This is a genomic window from Thalassotalea sp. PLHSN55, assembly GCF_052030545.1.
GTDB lineage: Bacteria > Pseudomonadota > Gammaproteobacteria > Enterobacterales > Alteromonadaceae > CANMXU01.
Window position 1 is genome coordinate 178078 of sequence record NZ_JBPDIH010000007.1, and the last position, 18745, is coordinate 196822.

An 18745-nucleotide genomic window follows, 5' to 3' on the forward strand; every position below is an offset into this window, starting at 1 on the left:
TCATGAATTATTTTCAGTTATTTGGTATCGAACAAGGCTTTAATATTGATTTAAATGCCTTGTCTGCTATTTATCAAAAACTTCAAAAAGCGGTCCATCCCGACCGTTTTGCGCATAGTTCAGCACAAGAACAATTAGTTGCTGTGCAAAAATCTTCAACCATTAACGACGCATACCATACGTTGAAAGACCCACTAAAACGCGCTGAATATTTGCTTAAATTACGTGGCACAGATATGCCAAGTGAACAAGCATCGTTTGGTGATGTGAGTTTTTTAATGCGCCAAATGGAATTACGTGAAATGCTTGATGAAGTTAAGCAAGCGGAAAATATTGACGATGCAATGTTTGCTGTCTCACAAATATTTGAGAGTGAATTTACCGAACACTTACAGCAGATGGAAGCGCAGATCGCAGAAAATAAAACGGCATCAGATGTTTTAGCTTGTGAAAACTTGCGCAAATTAAAATTTTATCAAAAACTTCAGATAGAATTAGATCGCCTTGAAGATCTATTATTCGATTAATACGTTGAACACTTATCTGAACTAATCAAAAGAACCTATCATGGCATTATTACAAATTGCTGAGCCGGGACAAAGTACAGTTCCTCATGAACACCGTTTAGCCGCAGGTATCGACTTAGGTACAACCAACTCACTTGTTGCGAGTGTAAAAAGCGGACTACCTGAAACACTTGTCGATGAGCAAGGCCGTGATATTTTACCATCGGTGGTGAGCTATCAAGACAACAATATTCTTGTTGGTGATGCAGCTAAAGCATTATCGGTTAGCGATCCTGAAAATACCATCGTTTCTGCTAAGCGTTTAATTGGTCGTTCATTGGCTGATATTCAAGCTAAATATCCATCGTTGCCTTATCAATTTACTGGCGATGAAAACCATCCAGAATTATTAACTAGGCAGGGCAAAATGAACCCTGTGCAAGTGTCGGCAGAGGTGTTAAAAACCTTGTCAATGCGTGCCGAAAAAGCCTTAGGTGGTGAACTTACCGGTGTTGTTATTACTGTGCCTGCCTATTTTGATGATGCACAACGCCAAAGTACAAAAGATGCCGCTAAACTTGCTGGGCTAAATGTATTACGCTTGCTTAATGAACCTACCGCTGCAGCTGTAGCTTACGGTTTAGACTCAGGTCAAGAAGGCGTTATTGCCGTTTATGACTTAGGTGGCGGTACCTTTGATGTTTCAATATTACGTTTAAACAAAGGCGTATTTGAAGTATTAGCAACCGGTGGCGATTCAGCGCTTGGCGGAGATGATTTTGATATTGCTTTAGCAGATCATTTTATTGAACTTGCAGGTTTAGAGCGTCCACTATCACATTCATTAGAACGTCAAATTCAGCAGCAAGCATGCCAAGTAAAAGAGTCACTGTCAGATGCTGAACAGTGTGAGATTAATTTAACTTTAGATGATGGCAAAACCTTTTCATCTACTGTTGATAAAAATACCTTTGAGCGTTTAATTCAGCCACTTGTTGCGAAAACATTACGTGCCTGTCGTCGTGCATTAAAAGATGCGCAAATATCGACGGAAGAAGTGATTGAGACTGTGATGGTTGGTGGTTCAACACGCGTACCTATAGTGCGTAGTGAAGTTGAAAAGTATTTCAACAAAACGCCACTAACATCAATCGACCCAGATAAAGTTGTTGCTATTGGCGCCGCCATTCAAGCAGATATTCTTGCTGGTAATAAGCCAGACAGCGAAATGCTACTACTTGACGTTATTCCCTTATCGCTTGGTTTAGAAACCATGGGCGGTTTAGTGGAAAAAGTCATTCCGCGCAATACCACGATTCCTGTTGCTAAAGCGCAAGAATTTACCACCTTCAAAGATGGTCAAACGGCGATGGCGGTGCATGTTTTACAAGGCGAGCGTGAATTGGTAGAGCATTGTCGCTCACTTGCACGTTTTGAATTACGTGGCATTCCAGCGATGACCGCAGGTGCTGCTCATATTCGTGTAACCTTTAAAGTTGACGCGGATGGTTTGCTTGAAGTGACGGCGATGGAAAAATCGACCGGTGTTGAAGCCAGCATTGCAGTAAAACCGTCATTTGGTTTAGAAGAGCAGCAAATTACCAATATGCTACTTGAATCAATGAGTAATGCCAAAGGCGACATTCAAGCACGGATGTTAAAAGAGCAGCAAGTTGAAGCCGCTCGTGTCATTGAGTCAATTCAATCAGCGTTAGCAGCAGATAGCCATTTATTAGCTGAGAACGAACAAGCTGAAATTAACCAAGCTATTGCTCAATTAAATCAAATTAGCCAAACTGATGTTGCGGACGATATTGAAGCCGCCATTGAAAAATTAAACCAGAGTACTGCCATTTTTGCTGAACGTCGCATGGATTCATCGATCAAAACAGCATTAGCGGGCCATTCTGTCGACGAGGTTTAGCTCGTAATTATTAGGATATAAAGATGCCAAAAATTATTTTTCTCCCTCATGAAGAGCTTTGTCCAGACGGTGCGGTACTTGACGCACAAGAAGGCGAAAGTGTGTTAAATGTCGCGCTTAAAAACGACATTGGTATTGAGCATGCTTGTGAAAAAGTCTGTGCTTGTACTACGTGTCATGTCATTATTCGTGAAGGTTTTGACTCACTTGAAGAAAGCGATGAGTTAGAAGACGACATGCTAGATAAAGCATGGGGATTAGAGCCAGAATCGCGTTTAGGTTGTCAGGCGAAAGTCACGGATGAAGATCTAGTGGTAGAAATTCCAAAATATACCGTCAATATGGTTTCGGAAAATCACTAGCTCATTTTTCAAACAAAACAAAACATAATATAAGGGTAATGGTTTGATGCTATTACCCTTTTTTGTGCCTCAAAAATACTGAAAAACCTCTTATAAGTAAATTGTTTACCTTTGTGTGGTATGTCATAGTTAATGGTTGGTAAACCTTCTTGGTAATAATAAATGATATAATTTTTATCATTGTCTCCGTTGTTTGAATGCTTTGTGAATTTTTCACCTATACTTTGTTAACCAAGATTAACAATATTTCAGTAGGTATTCATATGCTTAACATTAAACATAATCTGTGTGCTTTAGATCGAGCATTAAGAGGGATAATTGCGATTGCTTTGCTAAGCTATGTTATATTTTTTGGAGAGCAAATTGGTGATGTTTTATTGCAAGCTGCTATTCTTATTTTTGCGGTGTTGAATTTAATTTCATTTTTTTTGGGGTGGTGTCCTGTATACCAAGTTGCCAATATAAGCACTTGCCGCAAAAAATAATTTCAGCCTATGACTATTACTGATTTATCATCAGGTTTAAGAAATCGCTTGTTGTTTACGTCCGTTGCCCTTGCCATGGTGGTTTCGACAATTTTTATCTATGTTGCTTTCAATCTTTCGCAAGATTTAGGTGAGTCACTTGAACTTGATCATAATGAGCATTTATTGCAAGCGCTTAGTCAACATATACAAGATGAAATCTCTTCTGTTGACACAAAAAACGTAAACCTTAGTGAAAATATTAATGCTGATTTAGTCAGGCATTTAGACCTAGATATTGTTGGCGCTGAAATTTGGTTTAATAACCAACATATTAAGCTAAAAGTAGATGATTCTTATAATAAACAAGTTGATTTGGTCGCTGCTGTCAATAGCAAAAAAACGGCACAGGGAACAATAACAAAAGACGACACTAGGCTCTTTTGGAGTTATCACACAAGCCCTGTAGGCAAGTACTCTATATTATTAGTGCGAAAAACCCATGCGTTAGATAAAGCATTAGCCTTGGCAAAAAATCGGCTATCGATCACCGCATTTTTAACCTTTTGGTTACTTGTTTGGGCGGCATTGATTTTGTCTGCATTAGTAACTAAAAGGTTTGAACAAGGCAATGCTCGACTGCATTATTTAGCAACCCATGACGTATTAACTGGCTTGGGCAATCGAGCGTATTTGTATCAATATGCTCAGCATTATTTTTCAGCCGAACAAGTTAACAAACATAAAGAACACCATACCTTATTAGCCTTATATGTAATTGATCTTGATAAATTTAAAGATATTAACGACACCATGGGGCATTTAACTGGTGATGAACTGCTAAAAACAATTGCTGATCGTTTAAATAAAGTGCAGCAATGGCCAGTTAAAGTGATCCGCTTTGGTGGAGATGAATTTGTTGTTTGGTGTGATGGAATAAATGAGCAGCAAGCAGTCGCATTAGCGGAAGAAATTGTTCATTTATGTCGTCAGCCTATTGATATAAATGGTTACGTTTTTGAAACCAGTGTTAGTGTAGGCTTCTCATTTTATCCTACCAGTGGTTTACGACTCGATACCTTGTTAAAAAATGCCGATATTGCTATGTATCAGGCAAAAAAACATCGACTGGGTTTTCAAGTCTTCCAACAAGAGCTTTTCAGTCGCTCCGAGTTCCGAGTAAATTTACGAGGACAATTAAACAAAGCCTTAATGCAGCGACAATTTATTCTACATTATCAACCTAAAGTGCTATTGCCTGATAAAAATATGATTGGTGTAGAAGCGCTGGTGCGATGGCAGCACCCCAAAGAAGGTTTGCTGATGCCACAAGTGTTCATCGATCTTATTGAGCAAAGTATGTTTGTTCATGAGTTTACTCGTTATGTATTGCAACAAGCTATTTGTCAGTGTCGGTGTTGGTTAGATAGTGGCATTGAAATGCCTATTGCAGTGAATATTTCACCCTATAATTTGATGGACCCTAAGCTTGTCAGTTATTTAAGTGAGATGTTAATTCATTATCAAGTACCGCCACATATGCTTGAATTGGAGCTTACTGAAAACGCTAGCATGGTTAATATTGACAAAACAATTGAAGTGTTTGGTAAATTAAGAGCGCTAGGTGTGAAGCTTGCCATTGATGACTTTGGCACTGGCATGAGCTCTTTGGCTTACATTAAACAACTTGATGTAGATTACATTAAAATTGATAGATCTTTTATTGTTGACTTGGTCACCGATCAACGAGATGAAGCGGTAATGGTGAGCATGTTTGTATTGTGTCAAAAATTAGGCAAGTTAATTGTTGCCGAGGGAGTTGAAACCATTGAGCAAGAAACAAAGTTGAAAAGCTTAGGCTGTAATATAGTGCAAGGGTATTTGTACAGTCGACCAATATCTGCCCAAGATGTAGTAAAAGGGATCTATAAACAGCAAATGGAGCCGCGTTATGTTCGCTAGTTTTCAACGCCATACATTGATGAAGTTGATAAAAGGGCAATGTATTTTTTTACTTCTGTGGCCCTTTTATGCAATAAGTGACATTGTGGTCGGTGCTGATGACTGGGAGGGGTATACTCATCAAGACGGTTCGGGGATTTATTTTGATTTAATGAGAAAAATTTACCCTGAGCAAAAGTTGATTTATCAGATTGAGCCGTTTAATCGGGTTAAACAAGGTTACAAGCAAGGTAAGGTAGATGTTATTCTTGGTGTCTACCCCAATGAAATTCAAAGCAAGGTACTGCCTAAATGGCCTATTGATCTTGAAGACCCAGTCGTGGCATTTTATGACAGCCGTAAAATAAACTTCAACCACATTAGTGATATTGAACGATATTCAGTGTCTTGGGTGAGAGGTTATGACTTTGATCAATACTTGCCAATTAAAACCTCCCAGTATGATGTTGACCACCCCAGTGTTGGCTTTAAATTACTGCTTAATAATCGAGTAGATGCTTTTATTGACTATGCTTACAACCGACCTAAAGGTACCCCCGATTATATTAAATCCTTCGAACTCTTGCCCGCCAGAAAAGTATATGCCGCATTTCAAAGCAATATTCGCGGAAAAAAACTGGCTGCTCAGTTTGATGTAGAGATCGAAAAGTTGATGGCATCGGGGGAGTTGGCCGCGATATATGGCGACGTTTTTAGTGACAGTGGTTTTGAGCAGCCTATCAGTAATCAGCAAAAGGTGGTGTTGTTTACCGATGAACGCGATTTGCTAGGCATTAAAAATAATGCTTTGATTAAGTCACATTCTTCTTTATACCAAGTAGCTATGCTGCTTAAAGAACTGTTACCTGAATATCAGTTTGTTTATCGACATAACAGAGGTGTTGAAACGGCGTTAAATCAAGCAAAAGAGCCTGCTGCTTGTATTCTTAATGCGGTAAAAACGCCAGCAAGAGAGCAAGCGTTTTTGTTTAGCCAACCCTTAATGTTGTATCAAGGCGTAAGGCTTTATTCACCTACCGCTTTAGCTGAACAGACTCGGTTAAATTTAGCCAAGTTATTAGCTGAACACACCGAGCTAACGTTAGGGGTGCACGCTGGTCGAAGTTATGGGGCTCAGGTAGATGATGTGATTAAAGCATTAGATAAAGATCAGGTTTTTTACACGCCCAATGATGAAATTTCAGCGATAAAACAACTTGCTAAAGGGCGCTTTGATCTGTTGATTGAATCACCAATAGTGTTTAATGGTTATTGGTCGCAGCTTAATAATAATATGCCTTTATATCATTACGAATTAACGGAAACCGCAGCCTATTTAACCGGGCATTTATTATGCAAAGCAAATAAAGACAATGGCGTGCTAATTGAAAAAGTCGATGCCGCCTTGGCTCAACTCTATCAATCAGGCGCGTTTTATAAAGCGCAAAGAGCGTTAATGACAGATATTCATCTGCCTTCTTTTCAGCAAGCTTATCGCGAGAATTTTGCTCACTAACTTTTATAGACTATCGCGATAATTGGCCAAATATTGAGACGTTGATGTTTACGCAATAGGGGAAGTGAGCAACAAACATTTACCTTTTTTGGAAGTGCGAATAGCTGTCGGTTGAGCGTTCATCTATTTTGGTGAAATAAGCAAAGCTGCCTTTCATGATCATATCTTGCTGTAAAGGCAATATGCTGCCATCAATATGGGTGAAGTAAAAGCTTAGCGTGAGCTCGGTAATATTTGCGGTAAATAATGGTGAAAACTCAGCATTGTTGTTAATGGTAATTTGTTCAATAAACTGATGTTTTTTATGATAAAGCAACTCGCCATCAAGCTTACCTATTGCATCATCACCTAATTTTTTTAGCGATACCTTAAAACCCATAGTGATATATTTTTCGTTTTCTGCTAGCAAGTGAAGACTTGGCACATTAATCATTTCTCTAAGCGCAACCGAATAACTTTGCCCAGAGTCCTTATTTTCCTTGGCGTGGCGTTTTTGTTGCTGAAATTTTTGTCTTTGTTTTACTGTTGGTAACTCACCATTAAGCTGTAACAGCGTCCACGGTTTTTCTTTGCTTAAATTCGGCTGATAAGCTTCAATGCTGCTAGTAATATCTCCTTCTTCATTCTCATAACGAGAAACTTGATAAGCCCATTTTTTGCGTGGCGTTTGCTCAAATTTTGTGATCGCATCATTAATTTTTACTCGCAGTAAGCTCTGTTGATCATCAAGGTGCTGCCCATCAAGATACTGTTCAACAAGGTGTTCAGCTCGCTGCTTGGTATCACTAGCTGTTTGTATAACGCTGACTTGCGTCTCGGTTTTGGCAATACTGGACCAAGGTAAAAAAGCCAGTGATAGCAGATAAAGGTAAGCCATAATTTTTCCGGTTAATTGCTTTACAACAAGGGTAAGCGGGACGATGTGAAATGTTTGTGAATTATTCTTAATAATTTAATCTGAGTTAAAAAATTTATTAAAAGCACTTTTTAAAGGCATTTCACAACTATTTCACAAGCGGGCTTTTAAGCTTTGTCTAACCTAGTTATTAGAGAGCCCAGCTTATGGAACATCGAATCGACCTGAAAAACATTAGCCAGTCATTTGAAATGAATGGCAACGCAGTGACCTTATTTGAACAGCTAAATTTGTCTATTTGCCAAGGGCAATCTTATGCCATTACTGGCCCGTCAGGTGCAGGTAAATCAAGCTTGCTGATGTTAGCCTCAGGGCTTGAAAAACCGACCACAGGGCAATGCGTGGCGGTTAACCATGGCCGAGAATTTCCAATAGCAGAGCTAAGAGCTGAGGTTGGTTTTATTTTCCAGCAATTTCATTTGTTACCTGAATTAACCGCGCTCAATAATGTTGCCCTGCCGCTGAAACTACGCGGTGATAACAAGGCACTAGCAAAGGCTAAGCAGTGGCTTGAACACGTAGGCTTAAGCCACCGCCTTGATCATAAACCGAGCGAGTTAAGTGGCGGCGAGCAGCAACGTGTTGCCATTGCCCGCGCGTTGGTATTTAAGCCTAAGTTTATTTTTGCAGATGAGCCAACCGGTAATCTTGATCCTAAAAGTGCGGCAGAGGTCGCTAAGCTGTTGATCAGTTGTTGTCAGCAACAAAATGCTGCGCTGGTGATGGTCACCCACAGTGACGCACTGGCCAGTCGCGCAGAGCATATTTATTCTTTAGCCGGCGGTACGTTAAGTTTGAAAAAATCAGTTCAGGCAAAGGAGCTGTTATGTTAATTCATCATTTTAAACTGGCTTGGCATTTTTATTGTCAGGAATATCACCAAAGCCATCAAAAATTACTGCGTTGGGTACAAGCGGTATTGTTACTGTTTATCGTCACTTTAAGCCTTACCAGCTATAGCATTCAGCACTTTTTACAGCAAAACTTAAACGGTTTGCTTGGCGCTGATGTGGTGCTTAGTCAAAAACATCCGTTAATGGCGCAGCAGCTGAAAACGATTTCAACTTTTACCTCAAAACAGGTGACCACTCAGCAGATCTCCACAACCTTGACCCACAAAGGACTGTGGCAACAAGTTCAGCTAAAAGCAGTTGATCAGCATTATCCTTTACAAGGGCAGCTTATTACTTCAACAAGTTTGCAAGGTGAAGGCGAAAGTACGTTAACAGGGCCAAGGGTTGGGAATATCTGGTTAGATGCGAGGTTATTCGCAAGCTTGTCAGTCGCTATTGGTGAGCAATTAGTTATCGCAGGTAAAACTTTTGTCGTTGAAAAAATTATCCAGCACGAGCCCGATCGTTTGATGGAAGGTCACAGCGTTGCGATGCGCGCGATGATCAATAGCGCCGATATGCAAGCACTTAACTTTTCACAAGATCTTATTCAGTACCGGTATTTATTAGCGGCAGAGCCAGCACAAATCGATAAACTGTTAACTTGGCAACAAAAAGCGCTACCAGCAGCGCAAATGCACCATAAACAAGGTCGACATCCTTTGGCGCTGTTTTGGCAAAGAACGGAAAATTTTATTGGTTTAGCCTCGATTATTTTATTTTTTATGGCGGCAATAGCCATTGAACAACTTGCGCAAGTGCACATTAAAAAAGATCAATACTTTTCTGCAGTATGCATGAGCTTAGGGGCGTCACAAACCAGTGGCCTACAAATATCCATTTTTAAATGGCTGATCAGCACTTTACTGTTACTGCCTGTGGTTTTGCTGGCAGCGCTTGGGCTACATTATCTGGTCATTGAATTTTTAAGCGATACCTTTGCCAATGTAAACCGAAATTGGCAACTGGCCACCATGCTTAAATCAGCGGGCGCGGTCATTACTGTGTTTGCGGTGTTTCATGCGCCGGTGTGGTTATCGCTACATAATAGCTCAGTTGCGCAGCAGCTATTAGGGCAACAAAGCGTGTTCAAACAAGGTTTAACTAAGCTGTCAGGTTTATTAGTTTTAATCATTATTGCTTACGCATATTCAGACAACGGCTTATTAACGTTTATGATGTTGGCTGCGATTGCATTAAGCATTGCCTTGATGATCGTGATGAGTTGGTCGGCACTAACGGTTGGAGAAAAGGCCACGCAGCGCTTTTCAGGTTTAGTGCCTTTTGCGTTATTTATGATGAAGCAACGCTTAGTCAGTAAAAGCACCCAAATTCTGGGGGTTGGTTTATGTGCTTTTTTATTGCTGTTTACCTTAATGCTGCTAAAAGATCTTGGCGCGAGCATGTCGGCTTACCAAAGGCAACACGACGGCAATGTTTTTATTTCACAAGCAAGCAGCGCTCAAATGCAGTTTATTGAGCAGTGGGCAGCTGAGCAAAATATTGCTATTCGCCAGAGCAAACCTTATATGCATGCAAAACTTGTCGCGGTTAATGAGCAGTCGCTGAATGAATTTAGCCAAAGCCCAAGCGAGAGTTTAGCCACCTTTAGTAAAAGCATTCGCCTGCATTGGAATGATAAACTACCGGAAAATAATCGAATTATCAGCGGTAAATGGTGGCAAGGTGATGGCAAGCATTGGCAGCGAATATCGGTTGAACAAGAAGTGCTGTCAGATTTGGGCCTAGCACTTGGAGATAAACTCACTTTTTTCATCAATCAAAAATCTTATGATTTTGAGATTACCGCTAGCCATGAATTTAAACCCGGCGCAGGCTCCATTACTTTTTGGGTACAAATGCCAACAAGCGCTTTATTACATATTCAATCGGCTCATTATTCCATGGCAAGCATGGAATTAGCTGAGCAGCAATGGCCTTTACTGGCGGGGTTATGGCAAAAATTTCCGTCATTGCGCATGGTTTCGTTAAAAGAAATGACAGAGCGCTTTGATCGCATGCTAGCTATGATCACAAAAGTTATCGCCGGTTTTGCTGCTATGATCATTGCACTCGCCTTAGTTGTTATTTTGGCGTCAATTAAAGCGTTATCACCTAGGGAAAAACAAAAAAACAGTGTTATTTTAAGTTTTGGTTTTGCGCGCAGCACTTGCTTAAAATTGAACCTGATTGAGTGGTTAGTCACAGCAGTTATTACCGCGATAGGCGCCATTGCTGGCACCTATATCGCCGGGCTGCTTATTTATCAATCGCAGTTTTCACTCAATTATCAGCCTGATTTTATCTGGCTGGCGATAACCCTTATCAGCATTTTATCTTTTGTTACGCTAATTGGTGTTTATGCCAGTAGAAAAAGCTTAAACAGCTCGGTCAGACATTTATTAGCCAGTAATTAAAAATATTTCACATTCGTTTCACATCGACTTTGTCATCATGGCTTCACTAATTACCGAAACGAAGGATTAATTTGATGAAACATATACTAAATGTACTGATGGTATTAGCGCTTTTGTTAATTACGTCATGGCAAGTAAAAGCACAAACCTCTGCCAAAAAAGTAGTGATGGTGCTGAGCAGTTATGGTCAACAACAGGGAGACTTAACGCCAGGTTATGAGTTTGATGAGTTTTCAAAAGCGTACCAAGTTTTTAAAGCTAATGGCATTGCCGTTGATCTTGCCAGTCCAAAAGGCGGCATGGTTGAAGCGGATAAATATGACCCAAGCAAACCTTATAATGTGCCGGTACTGGCTGATAAAGCGATTATGGCTAAACTGGATAATACCCTAAAAACGGGTGAGCTTGATGCTAAAAATTATGACGGTATTTTTATTGTTGGCGGTAAAGGCGCAATGTTTGATTTACCCAAAGATAAAGCGCTGCAACAAGTGATTGCCGATATTTATCAACAGCAAGGCAGTGTTGCTGCTGTGTGCCATGGGCCTGCCGCATTAATTGATGTAAAACTTGCCGATGGTAGTTATTTAATCGCCAATAAAGCAGTGAATGGTTTTACCAATCAAGAAGAGCGTTTATTTGGCAAAAAGTGGCTGAAACAGTTTGAATTTATGCTTGAAGATAAGCTGATTGAACGCGGCGGAAAATATCAATCTAGCGATATTATGCTTAGCCATGTCGCTGTCGACGAGCGCTTAGTGACTGGGCAAAACCCAAGTTCAACTGTTGGTGTTGCCACTGAATTAGTGAAACAATTAGGGCTTATTCCAGTGGAATTAGCACAAGATATTGAAGATAAAACCTTGGCCGAAATTGCGCAGTTTTTATCGGGTGATACATCTGCGATAGCAAGATTTAACAATAAGCCCAATGACTACCACATTCCGCTAGTTGGCATGTATGGTTTTTATTACCTAAAAGCGGCAGAATCAACACTGCAACATCAAAATTCGCTTGCGCTGATGTTGGTCGCACAAGAGGCGTTGAATAATGCCACGCTTGATCTTACCATTGCTAAAACTCAGCATAAGTTAGGGCAAATTGCCCAAGCCAAAGCAACGGTCACAAAACTCATTGCCGCTAAGCCTGATTATCAACCGGCACAAACGTGGTTAAAAGAGTTGTCGCTTTAAAATAGCTGTTTTATTAAAACCTGTGTCGACGGAGCAAACCATGTCACTGAATGTACTGCTGGTAGAAGATCAGTTAAGTATCGCCAAAAACATTGCCGATTATATGGAAGCAAAAGGGCATACTTTTGATTTTGCGACCAATGGCGAGCAAGGCTTAAATTTGGCCCTAACTCATCATTACGATCTGATCTTGCTTGATTTAAATCTACCGGTCATGGACGGCTTAGAAATTTGTCGCCAGCTAAGAGAAAAAGCCGAGCGGCATATTCCGATTTTAATGTTAACCGCCCGTGATAGCATTGAAGATAAAGTGACCGGTTTTGGCGTTGGCGCAGACGACTACTTAACCAAGCCGTTTCAGTTACAAGAACTTGAAGTGCGCTGTTTAGCGTTGTCCCGCCGACATTTATTGCAAACCAGCAATACCCTAACTTTAGGGCCTCTGGTGATTGACCGCACGCAAAAAAAAGTGAGCCGAGCAGGCCAGCCGCTTAACTTACATAGCATGGGGCTGAAAATTTTAACGATATTAGCCGAAGCCTATCCGCAGGTGGTTAGTCGCTCTCAACTGCTGCAAAAAATTTGGGGCGATGAACCAACGGAGTCTGACGCCATGCGCTCCCATATTTATCAGTTGCGCAGTGTTTTAGATAAACCTTTTTCATACCCGTTAATTAAAACCGTGCATGGCGTAGGTTTTGTATTGGATATAAAAGATGAGCAATAAACCGAAAAAGTTTCACAGTTTAAGCCGGCGCATTGTTGCTCAGTTTTGTATTTTTACGCTGTTTTTGTCAGCCATTTTTGGCTTTTTAGCTTTTATCTTGTTGTATAACTTAGAAGATAGTTTTATCGAACGTGACATTGACCAAGAAGCGCAGTATTTAGTTAATCATTATCAGCAAAATCAGCAGTGGCCCGCTGTTCGAAGTGCTTATTTTTCTCTGCACTTTTCGACAGAAAGCTTGCCAAAAGATATGCGCGAAACATTTATTGCCGAGCCGCAGCGTAAAGAGTTTTACGGAGAAGCAGGCCGGCATTATCATTTACTTACCTTGTCCACTATTAGCAATATTAACAATGTTAATAATGCCTATTTGCTGGCAGAGGTTAGCCAAAAACTATTGGTGCGCCCAGTTCGCGAAGGCATATTCAAATTACTGATTATCAGTGCGCTGATGTTAACCGTAATTGCCTTTATTATCGCTTGGCTACTGGGGCGAAAAACCGCGAAACCGTTAAAAGACTTGGCTGATTTAGTTGATGGCGTAGCGCCTGAAAATATACCTAATACTTTTGCTGATAAATTTCCAAACAATGAAATTGGCATTTTGGCGCAAACCCTTGAACATTCAATGCAGCAAATTAGTAAAGCGCTAGAGCGTGAACGTTGCTTTACTCGCGATGTTAGCCATGAACTGCGCACTCCGGTGGCAGTGATCAAAAATTCGGTCGAGCTTTTTCAGCAAAAAAATAACGCTCAAACGGCTGATAGTGCTAACAAGGCAGCTCTTAATAAGGAAAGTGCCAACAGGGAAAATACTGAAATTGTCAGCCGCATTGGCGAAGCAGCAGTGCAAATGGAGCAAACCGTTACCACCTTATTACTTTTAGCGCGTGAAGAGCATGCACAGGCGAAGCAAACGTTAGTGCCATTATTGCCGTTAATTGAGCAATCAATCATTGAACAAAGTTATTTGCTTGAAGGTAAATCAGTCGACGTGCAAGTTGATGATAATTGCGCAGTATCAGTAATGGCGCAGCAGGGCATGTTAAAAGTACTGTTAGATAATTTATTAAGTAATGCTTTTCAATATACCGAGCAGGGCAAGGTTATCGTCAGCTTTAATGACAATACCTTAACCATAGAAGATACCGGCCCGGGCATTGAAAAAGACATTTCACAGCAAGTGACCGAACCTGCCATTAAAGGCAGTCAAAGCACCGGCTATGGTTTTGGGTTGTCGATTGTTAAACGTTTATGTGAAAACCAGCAATGGCAACTTACCGTGGTAAGCGAGCAAGGAACCCGAATTTCTATTGGTTTTAATTAATTGGTTTTAGTTGAAATATAAAAAATAGATTTCACTTGATAGTAAATTTATTTGGCGAGAATCATTTTGTATTACTAAGCTTAATTATATTTTTAATTTTTATATGCTTATATAAGATTAAGGTTGGTTATGCTTTTACAAAAACAAAGTTTATCTATTAAGTTATTATTGGTTGTTGGTGGCTTATTGATCCTCATGTCACTCAGTTTCATTTTAATTAGTGCGATATCGTTAAATAGTGCTGAAAAAGAGATTGTTTCTGAGGTGAGTAATGAGGTTCGCACTCAAATAGAACAAACCGTTGCTGCAAAATCCAGCGCCATTGCTTTTGATATTTCAAATATTTTTAATGAGAGTTTTGTTTACCCTTACCAATTAGCGAATCAAATTTCAGCCAGTATTGAAGGCAAACTACCTGAACCTTATAGTCGAGGTCAGGTTGAGGCTATGGTTAGCAATACACTTTCTTATAGCAGTGTTTCTTCCATGTATTCTCAATTTGATGCGAATAAATTTGATGGCAGAGACTCGGAATTCACGGAAGGGTTTAGTCATTCTGTTGTTGGTGCAGGAAGTTTAGAAGTATATTTTGTGCGAGAGCAAAATAATAATATTTCTCAACAACCTATTGAAAACGCTACCGACAAATATGACGAAACATTAGATGAGTTTGGTAACCGCGCTGCACAGTGGTATTTATGTTCTAAAGAAACCTTAAAAGCTTGTATTAATAACCCTTATAAGTACGAAATAAGACCTGGGTATACGGAGTTAATGACCAGTTTAGTTGTGCCAGTTGTTGCTGACGGTACGTTTAGAGGTGTTGTTGGGGTTGATCTTAATTTACCTATTTTACAAGAGAAAGCCAAACAGCTAAAAGCCTCTCTTTATGGTGGCAAAGCAAGTGTTTTAATTGTGAGTAATGATGGCTTTTTGGCAGCAGCTACCGAATATGAAAAAAGCTTAGCCCGACCAATTAAAGAAGTCCTTAAAAGAAGCAATGAATTACTGGATATTTCAGGGCAAAACAAATCGATTATTATTGATAATTTACTCTATTTTGTACGCCCAATTAAAATTAATGCCTCAGGTGAAGCGTGGAATCTAATTGTCGGTATCGACCTGAAAGCGGCCATGTTACCTGTAAGTGAAATATCTGCAGGCATTGCTGAAATCATTAGCCATATCATCACCAGTTTCTTAATACTTGCCATAATCTCTACTGTTGTTGCATTAGTGTTAGTTAACATCTTTACGAAAAGTATTGTTAAGCCTGTTAAGGCAGTGGCAGACAAAATGGCTGAGCTGGCGGGGCAAGGCGGAGATTTAACACAAGAATTGCAAGTGCATTCGCACGCGGAACTTATTAGCTTAAGTAATGCTTTTAACCAATTTAGAGAAAAAGTAAGAGATTTGTTAGAGCAGGCGAAAATGTCAGGACAAGCCGTGCTAGAGCAAAGTGAAGAAAGCAAGCGTAATGCTGAGCAAACACATGGTCAAATATCGCTGCAAGAAACCGAAGTTAATAGCATTGTTACTGCCATTACCGAGATGTCAGCAACAGCGTCTGAAGTCGCAAATACTGCGTCTGATGCCGCCACTAATGCTGATGCTGCAAGTCATTCTATTAGAGGCACTGAATCTGATGTTTCACTAGCAACCAATGAAATCACTACTTTATCCAATGAAATGTCTACCGCGACTGACGCAGTAAAAGCGGTATCCGTAAGAAGTGAAGATATTCGAAAAATCTTAGATGTTATAAGCTCCATAGCCGACCAAACAAATTTACTGGCTCTAAATGCCGCCATCGAGGCGGCAAGGGCGGGTGATCATGGTCGAGGTTTTAGTGTGGTTGCAGATGAGGTTAGGGCGTTAGCTTCAAAAACATCTGACTCTGTTGATGAAATCTCACAAGTTATCTCTTCATTGCAAGAGGAGGTGTCTACAACCGTTAGTCTTATTGAGCAAGGCACTGAAAAAGCTCAAACTGCGGCCGATAAGTCAAATGCTGCTTTTCTAAAAATGAAAGAAACTGTGAGCCAAATTGGCGAGGTTACCCAACATATCATTCAAATTGCGGCGGCTGCAGAAGAACAAAGCCAAGTGTCAGAAGAGCTCAATAGAAATATGGTAGTTGTTGGCGATGCCACTAAAGAAGTGCTCAGTTTATCTGAAGCTTCTAAACAAAGCGCGATGATCATTAATAAAGATGTCATCTCCTTGGAAAACGCATTGAGCAAGCTTAAAACCAACTAAAAAACAACGGAATAACGTTAAGCGAGCTTAAGCTAATAGCAACAAATAAATTGTCTGTTTTGAACCAAGTGTACATATTAAGGGATAGCATAATGAACAAATACATTTTTATTGCGGTTATCAATTGTTTAGTGTTTTTTTCAATGAATGCGATTGCAAATATTTCAGCAACTATCAACCTTGCCTCCGATTATACCTTTAATGGTGTAAGTCAAACCGGCAATGACCCTGCTTTGCAAGGGAGTCTAGACTATGCAAACGATAATGGCTTTTATGTAGGCACGTGGGCATCAAATGTTGATTTTGGCGCTGGTGATGACACTAATATTGAGTGGGATGCTTATATCGGTCAGTATTTTCAACTTAATAAACAGATTGGTTTAGATACCGGCATTGCTTATTACACCTATCGAGGCGATTCATTATCAGACGAGTATAACTACCCTGAGGCATATGCAAAACTTTCATATAATTCTTCAATGGGAGATAGCGAATTAAACTTTTGGTATACCTGGGATTATTTTGGTCTAGACGTAAAGCATTACATTGCAATGGTCGCTCACAATGTTGAAATAGCGCCAGGGCATACGATTAGAGTGAGTTTTGATCGCTCTGTATCAGCAGACGAAGATAAGTGGTCTTGGGATAATAGCGATGCCTATAATCACTACCGTATTGCGTATATGACAAGCTGGAACGGGTTAGATTTTGACTTAGCCGTTGAAGACACGAACATGGATATTGAAAGCGCCGATGCCAGGGTAGTATTGTCAGTGTCTTATACCTTAAATCTATAGTTTTTTAGTCGCTTGATAAGTTTGTTGTGACTTTGCATTAAAAGCTTGTAAGGTCATAACAAATCAAGTTGAACACTAACTTCTTATTGCTCATCCGCGCAGCATTCTTCTTGCAAAAAAGCGATCACCGACAGCAACTTTTCGTATTCAACCACGCAAAAAAGCGTGCGTCCTTCACGGCGTTGTTTAATTAACCCCGCCGAAGCTAAGCTTGAAATATGATGTGATAACGTTGAGCCAGGCACTTTTAATTCTTCTTGCACTGTGCCAACGGCGATGCCTTGTTGGCCCGATTTTACTAAGCGTTTGAATATCGCTAATCGTGTTGGATGTCCTAATTCTTTTAGGGCTTTGGCAATTGTTTCTAGTTCCATTTTCTCTCTCAACTCATCTTTTATAATTCGATATTACTAGAAATATATTGACATGAAAATGTTTATCTCTATAATTCGAGAAAACTAGAAATATAGAAATATAGAAATATAGAAATATAGAAATATAGAAATATAGAAATATAGAAATATAGAAATATAGAAATGTTGTTTGAGATGAATATTACCCACCAAATGATTGCTGATACGTTGCAGATGTTTGCTTTTTTAGCCGTAGAGCTAACCCTGCTATTTTTATTGATAAGCTACCTTGTTGGTGTGCTTCAGGAATATATTCCGCCAAGTAAAATTCAAAGCATATTAAGCAGTAAAAAAGGCAAGGGCTATATTATTGCCGGCTTTTTAGGAGCAATAACGCCTTTTTGCTCGTGTTCAACTATTCCTTTTTTAAAAGGCTTGCTGCGCGCAAAAGCAGGCTTTGGCACCATGATGGTTTTTCTTTTTGCTAGCCCGTTATTAAACCCAATTATCATCGGCTTATTTGCGGTGACATTTGGCTTACAAGTCACCTTATTTTATTTTACCGTCGCCTTGGGCGTATCAATTATCGCGGGTATTAGTTTAGAAAAGCTAGGCTTTGAAAAATACATAAAAGCGCAAGCCTATATAACACCAGAAAGTGCAGGCTGCTCAGCAAGTTGTAATACCAAAAATCCGGTGAGTAAATGGCAAAAAATTTGGCAAAGCACATGGTCTGATTTTAAAAAAGTACTGCCGTATTTAATCGGCGGTATCGCTTTAGGCTCATTAATTTATGGCTTTATGCCGACGGAATTTGTTGCGCGTGTCGCCAGTGAAAACAACCCGTTTGCCGTACCTATTGCTGCGGTAATTGGCATTCCTTTATACATTCGCGCAGAAGCTGTCATTCCTTTAAGCGCTGCGCTTGCCGCTAAAGGCATGGGGCTTGGCGCGGTAATGGCCTTAATCATTGGCAGTGCTGGCGCGAGTTTAACGGAAGTCATTTTATTGAAGTCAATATTTAAGAAGCAAATGATCCTCGCCTTTTTAGCCGTGATTTTATCCATGGCCATTGGCGCTGGTTATCTTTATTCCTACTTGTTTTAACCATTATTTATTAATCATTATTTTTTAAACATAAGTTTATAAA

16 protein-coding genes are annotated in these 18745 nt (G+C 39.9%); 14 read left to right on the forward strand and 2 right to left on the reverse strand.

The annotated features are described in order from the left end of the window. Positions 1–2: 2 nt before the first annotated feature. The 6 genes from hscB to ACRRSQ_RS14935 all read left to right on the forward strand — a co-directional run bounded on the left by hscB (position 3) and on the right by ACRRSQ_RS14935 (position 6713). Positions 3–527 carry a co-chaperone HscB gene (gene hscB, locus ACRRSQ_RS14910; RefSeq protein WP_440876555.1) on the forward strand — a complete coding sequence of 175 codons (525 nt, stop codon included), beginning with the start codon at positions 3–5 and terminating at the stop codon, positions 525–527. Positions 528–567: 40 nt separating this feature from the next. Beyond that, positions 568–2430, forward strand: coding sequence for a Fe-S protein assembly chaperone HscA (hscA, locus tag ACRRSQ_RS14915; RefSeq protein WP_440876556.1), 1863 nt, complete (start codon positions 568–570; stop codon positions 2428–2430). Between the two features lie 23 nt (positions 2431–2453). Next, positions 2454–2792: an ISC system 2Fe-2S type ferredoxin gene (fdx, locus tag ACRRSQ_RS14920; protein ID WP_440876557.1), complete on the forward strand. Its 339-nt coding sequence runs from the start codon at positions 2454–2456 to the stop codon at positions 2790–2792. 263 nt (positions 2793–3055) lie between these two features. After that, positions 3056–3277, forward strand: a complete 222-nt coding sequence (locus ACRRSQ_RS14925; protein WP_440876558.1) for a YgaP family membrane protein — start codon at positions 3056–3058, stop codon at positions 3275–3277. Between the two features lie 9 nt (positions 3278–3286). Continuing rightward, a complete protein-coding gene (locus ACRRSQ_RS14930; protein WP_440876559.1) occupies positions 3287–5218 on the forward strand; it encodes a putative bifunctional diguanylate cyclase/phosphodiesterase in 1932 nt (643 codons plus the stop codon). Further along, a complete protein-coding gene (locus ACRRSQ_RS14935; protein ID WP_440876560.1) occupies positions 5208–6713 on the forward strand; it encodes a hypothetical protein in 1506 nt (501 codons plus the stop codon). The genes ACRRSQ_RS14930 and ACRRSQ_RS14935 overlap by 11 nt, the downstream gene beginning before the upstream one ends. A 79-nt stretch (positions 6714–6792) precedes the next feature. Here the strand turns inward: ACRRSQ_RS14935 and ACRRSQ_RS14940 are convergent, their stop codons facing one another. After that, the gene (locus ACRRSQ_RS14940; protein ID WP_440876561.1) at positions 6793–7590 is read right to left on the reverse strand and encodes a hypothetical protein; all 798 of its coding nucleotides are present in this window, start codon (positions 7588–7590) and stop codon (positions 6793–6795) included. 185 nt (positions 7591–7775) lie between these two features. Between ACRRSQ_RS14940 and ACRRSQ_RS14945 the strand changes: the two genes are divergently transcribed. The 7 genes from ACRRSQ_RS14945 (at position 7776) to ACRRSQ_RS14975 (ending at position 17242) form a co-directional block, all read left to right on the forward strand. Beyond that, the gene (locus tag ACRRSQ_RS14945) at positions 7776–8462 is read left to right on the forward strand and encodes an ABC transporter ATP-binding protein (protein WP_440876562.1); all 687 of its coding nucleotides are present in this window, start codon (positions 7776–7778) and stop codon (positions 8460–8462) included. Continuing rightward, positions 8456–10939, forward strand: coding sequence for an ABC transporter permease (locus ACRRSQ_RS14950; protein ID WP_440876563.1), 2484 nt, complete (start codon positions 8456–8458; stop codon positions 10937–10939). Before ACRRSQ_RS14945 ends, ACRRSQ_RS14950 begins: the two co-directional genes overlap by 7 nt. 74 nt (positions 10940–11013) lie before the next feature. Further along, positions 11014–12132: a type 1 glutamine amidotransferase domain-containing protein gene (locus tag ACRRSQ_RS14955; protein WP_440876564.1), complete on the forward strand. Its 1119-nt coding sequence runs from the start codon at positions 11014–11016 to the stop codon at positions 12130–12132. A gap of 40 nt (positions 12133–12172) precedes the next feature. Then, positions 12173–12859 carry a response regulator transcription factor gene (locus tag ACRRSQ_RS14960; protein WP_440876565.1) on the forward strand — a complete coding sequence of 229 codons (687 nt, stop codon included), beginning with the start codon at positions 12173–12175 and terminating at the stop codon, positions 12857–12859. After that, a complete protein-coding gene (locus tag ACRRSQ_RS14965) occupies positions 12849–14186 on the forward strand; it encodes a sensor histidine kinase (RefSeq protein WP_440876566.1) in 1338 nt (445 codons plus the stop codon). The genes ACRRSQ_RS14960 and ACRRSQ_RS14965 overlap by 11 nt, the downstream gene beginning before the upstream one ends. A gap of 129 nt (positions 14187–14315) precedes the next feature. Then, positions 14316–16445, forward strand: coding sequence for a methyl-accepting chemotaxis protein (locus ACRRSQ_RS14970; RefSeq protein ID WP_440876567.1), 2130 nt, complete (start codon positions 14316–14318; stop codon positions 16443–16445). 92 nt (positions 16446–16537) lie between these two features. Beyond that, positions 16538–17242: a TorF family putative porin gene (locus tag ACRRSQ_RS14975; RefSeq protein ID WP_440876568.1), complete on the forward strand. Its 705-nt coding sequence runs from the start codon at positions 16538–16540 to the stop codon at positions 17240–17242. A gap of 83 nt (positions 17243–17325) precedes the next feature. Here ACRRSQ_RS14975 and ACRRSQ_RS14980 read toward each other — a convergent pair whose 3' ends face one another. Next, a complete protein-coding gene (locus tag ACRRSQ_RS14980; RefSeq protein WP_440876569.1) occupies positions 17326–17616 on the reverse strand; it encodes an ArsR/SmtB family transcription factor in 291 nt (96 codons plus the stop codon). A gap of 174 nt (positions 17617–17790) precedes the next feature. Here ACRRSQ_RS14980 and ACRRSQ_RS14985 point away from each other — a divergent pair, with 174 nt between their 5' ends. After that, positions 17791–18702 (forward strand): permease, encoded by a 912-nt coding sequence (locus tag ACRRSQ_RS14985; RefSeq protein ID WP_440876570.1) that lies wholly within the window; start codon positions 17791–17793, stop codon positions 18700–18702. Positions 18703–18745: the final 43 nt, after the last annotated feature.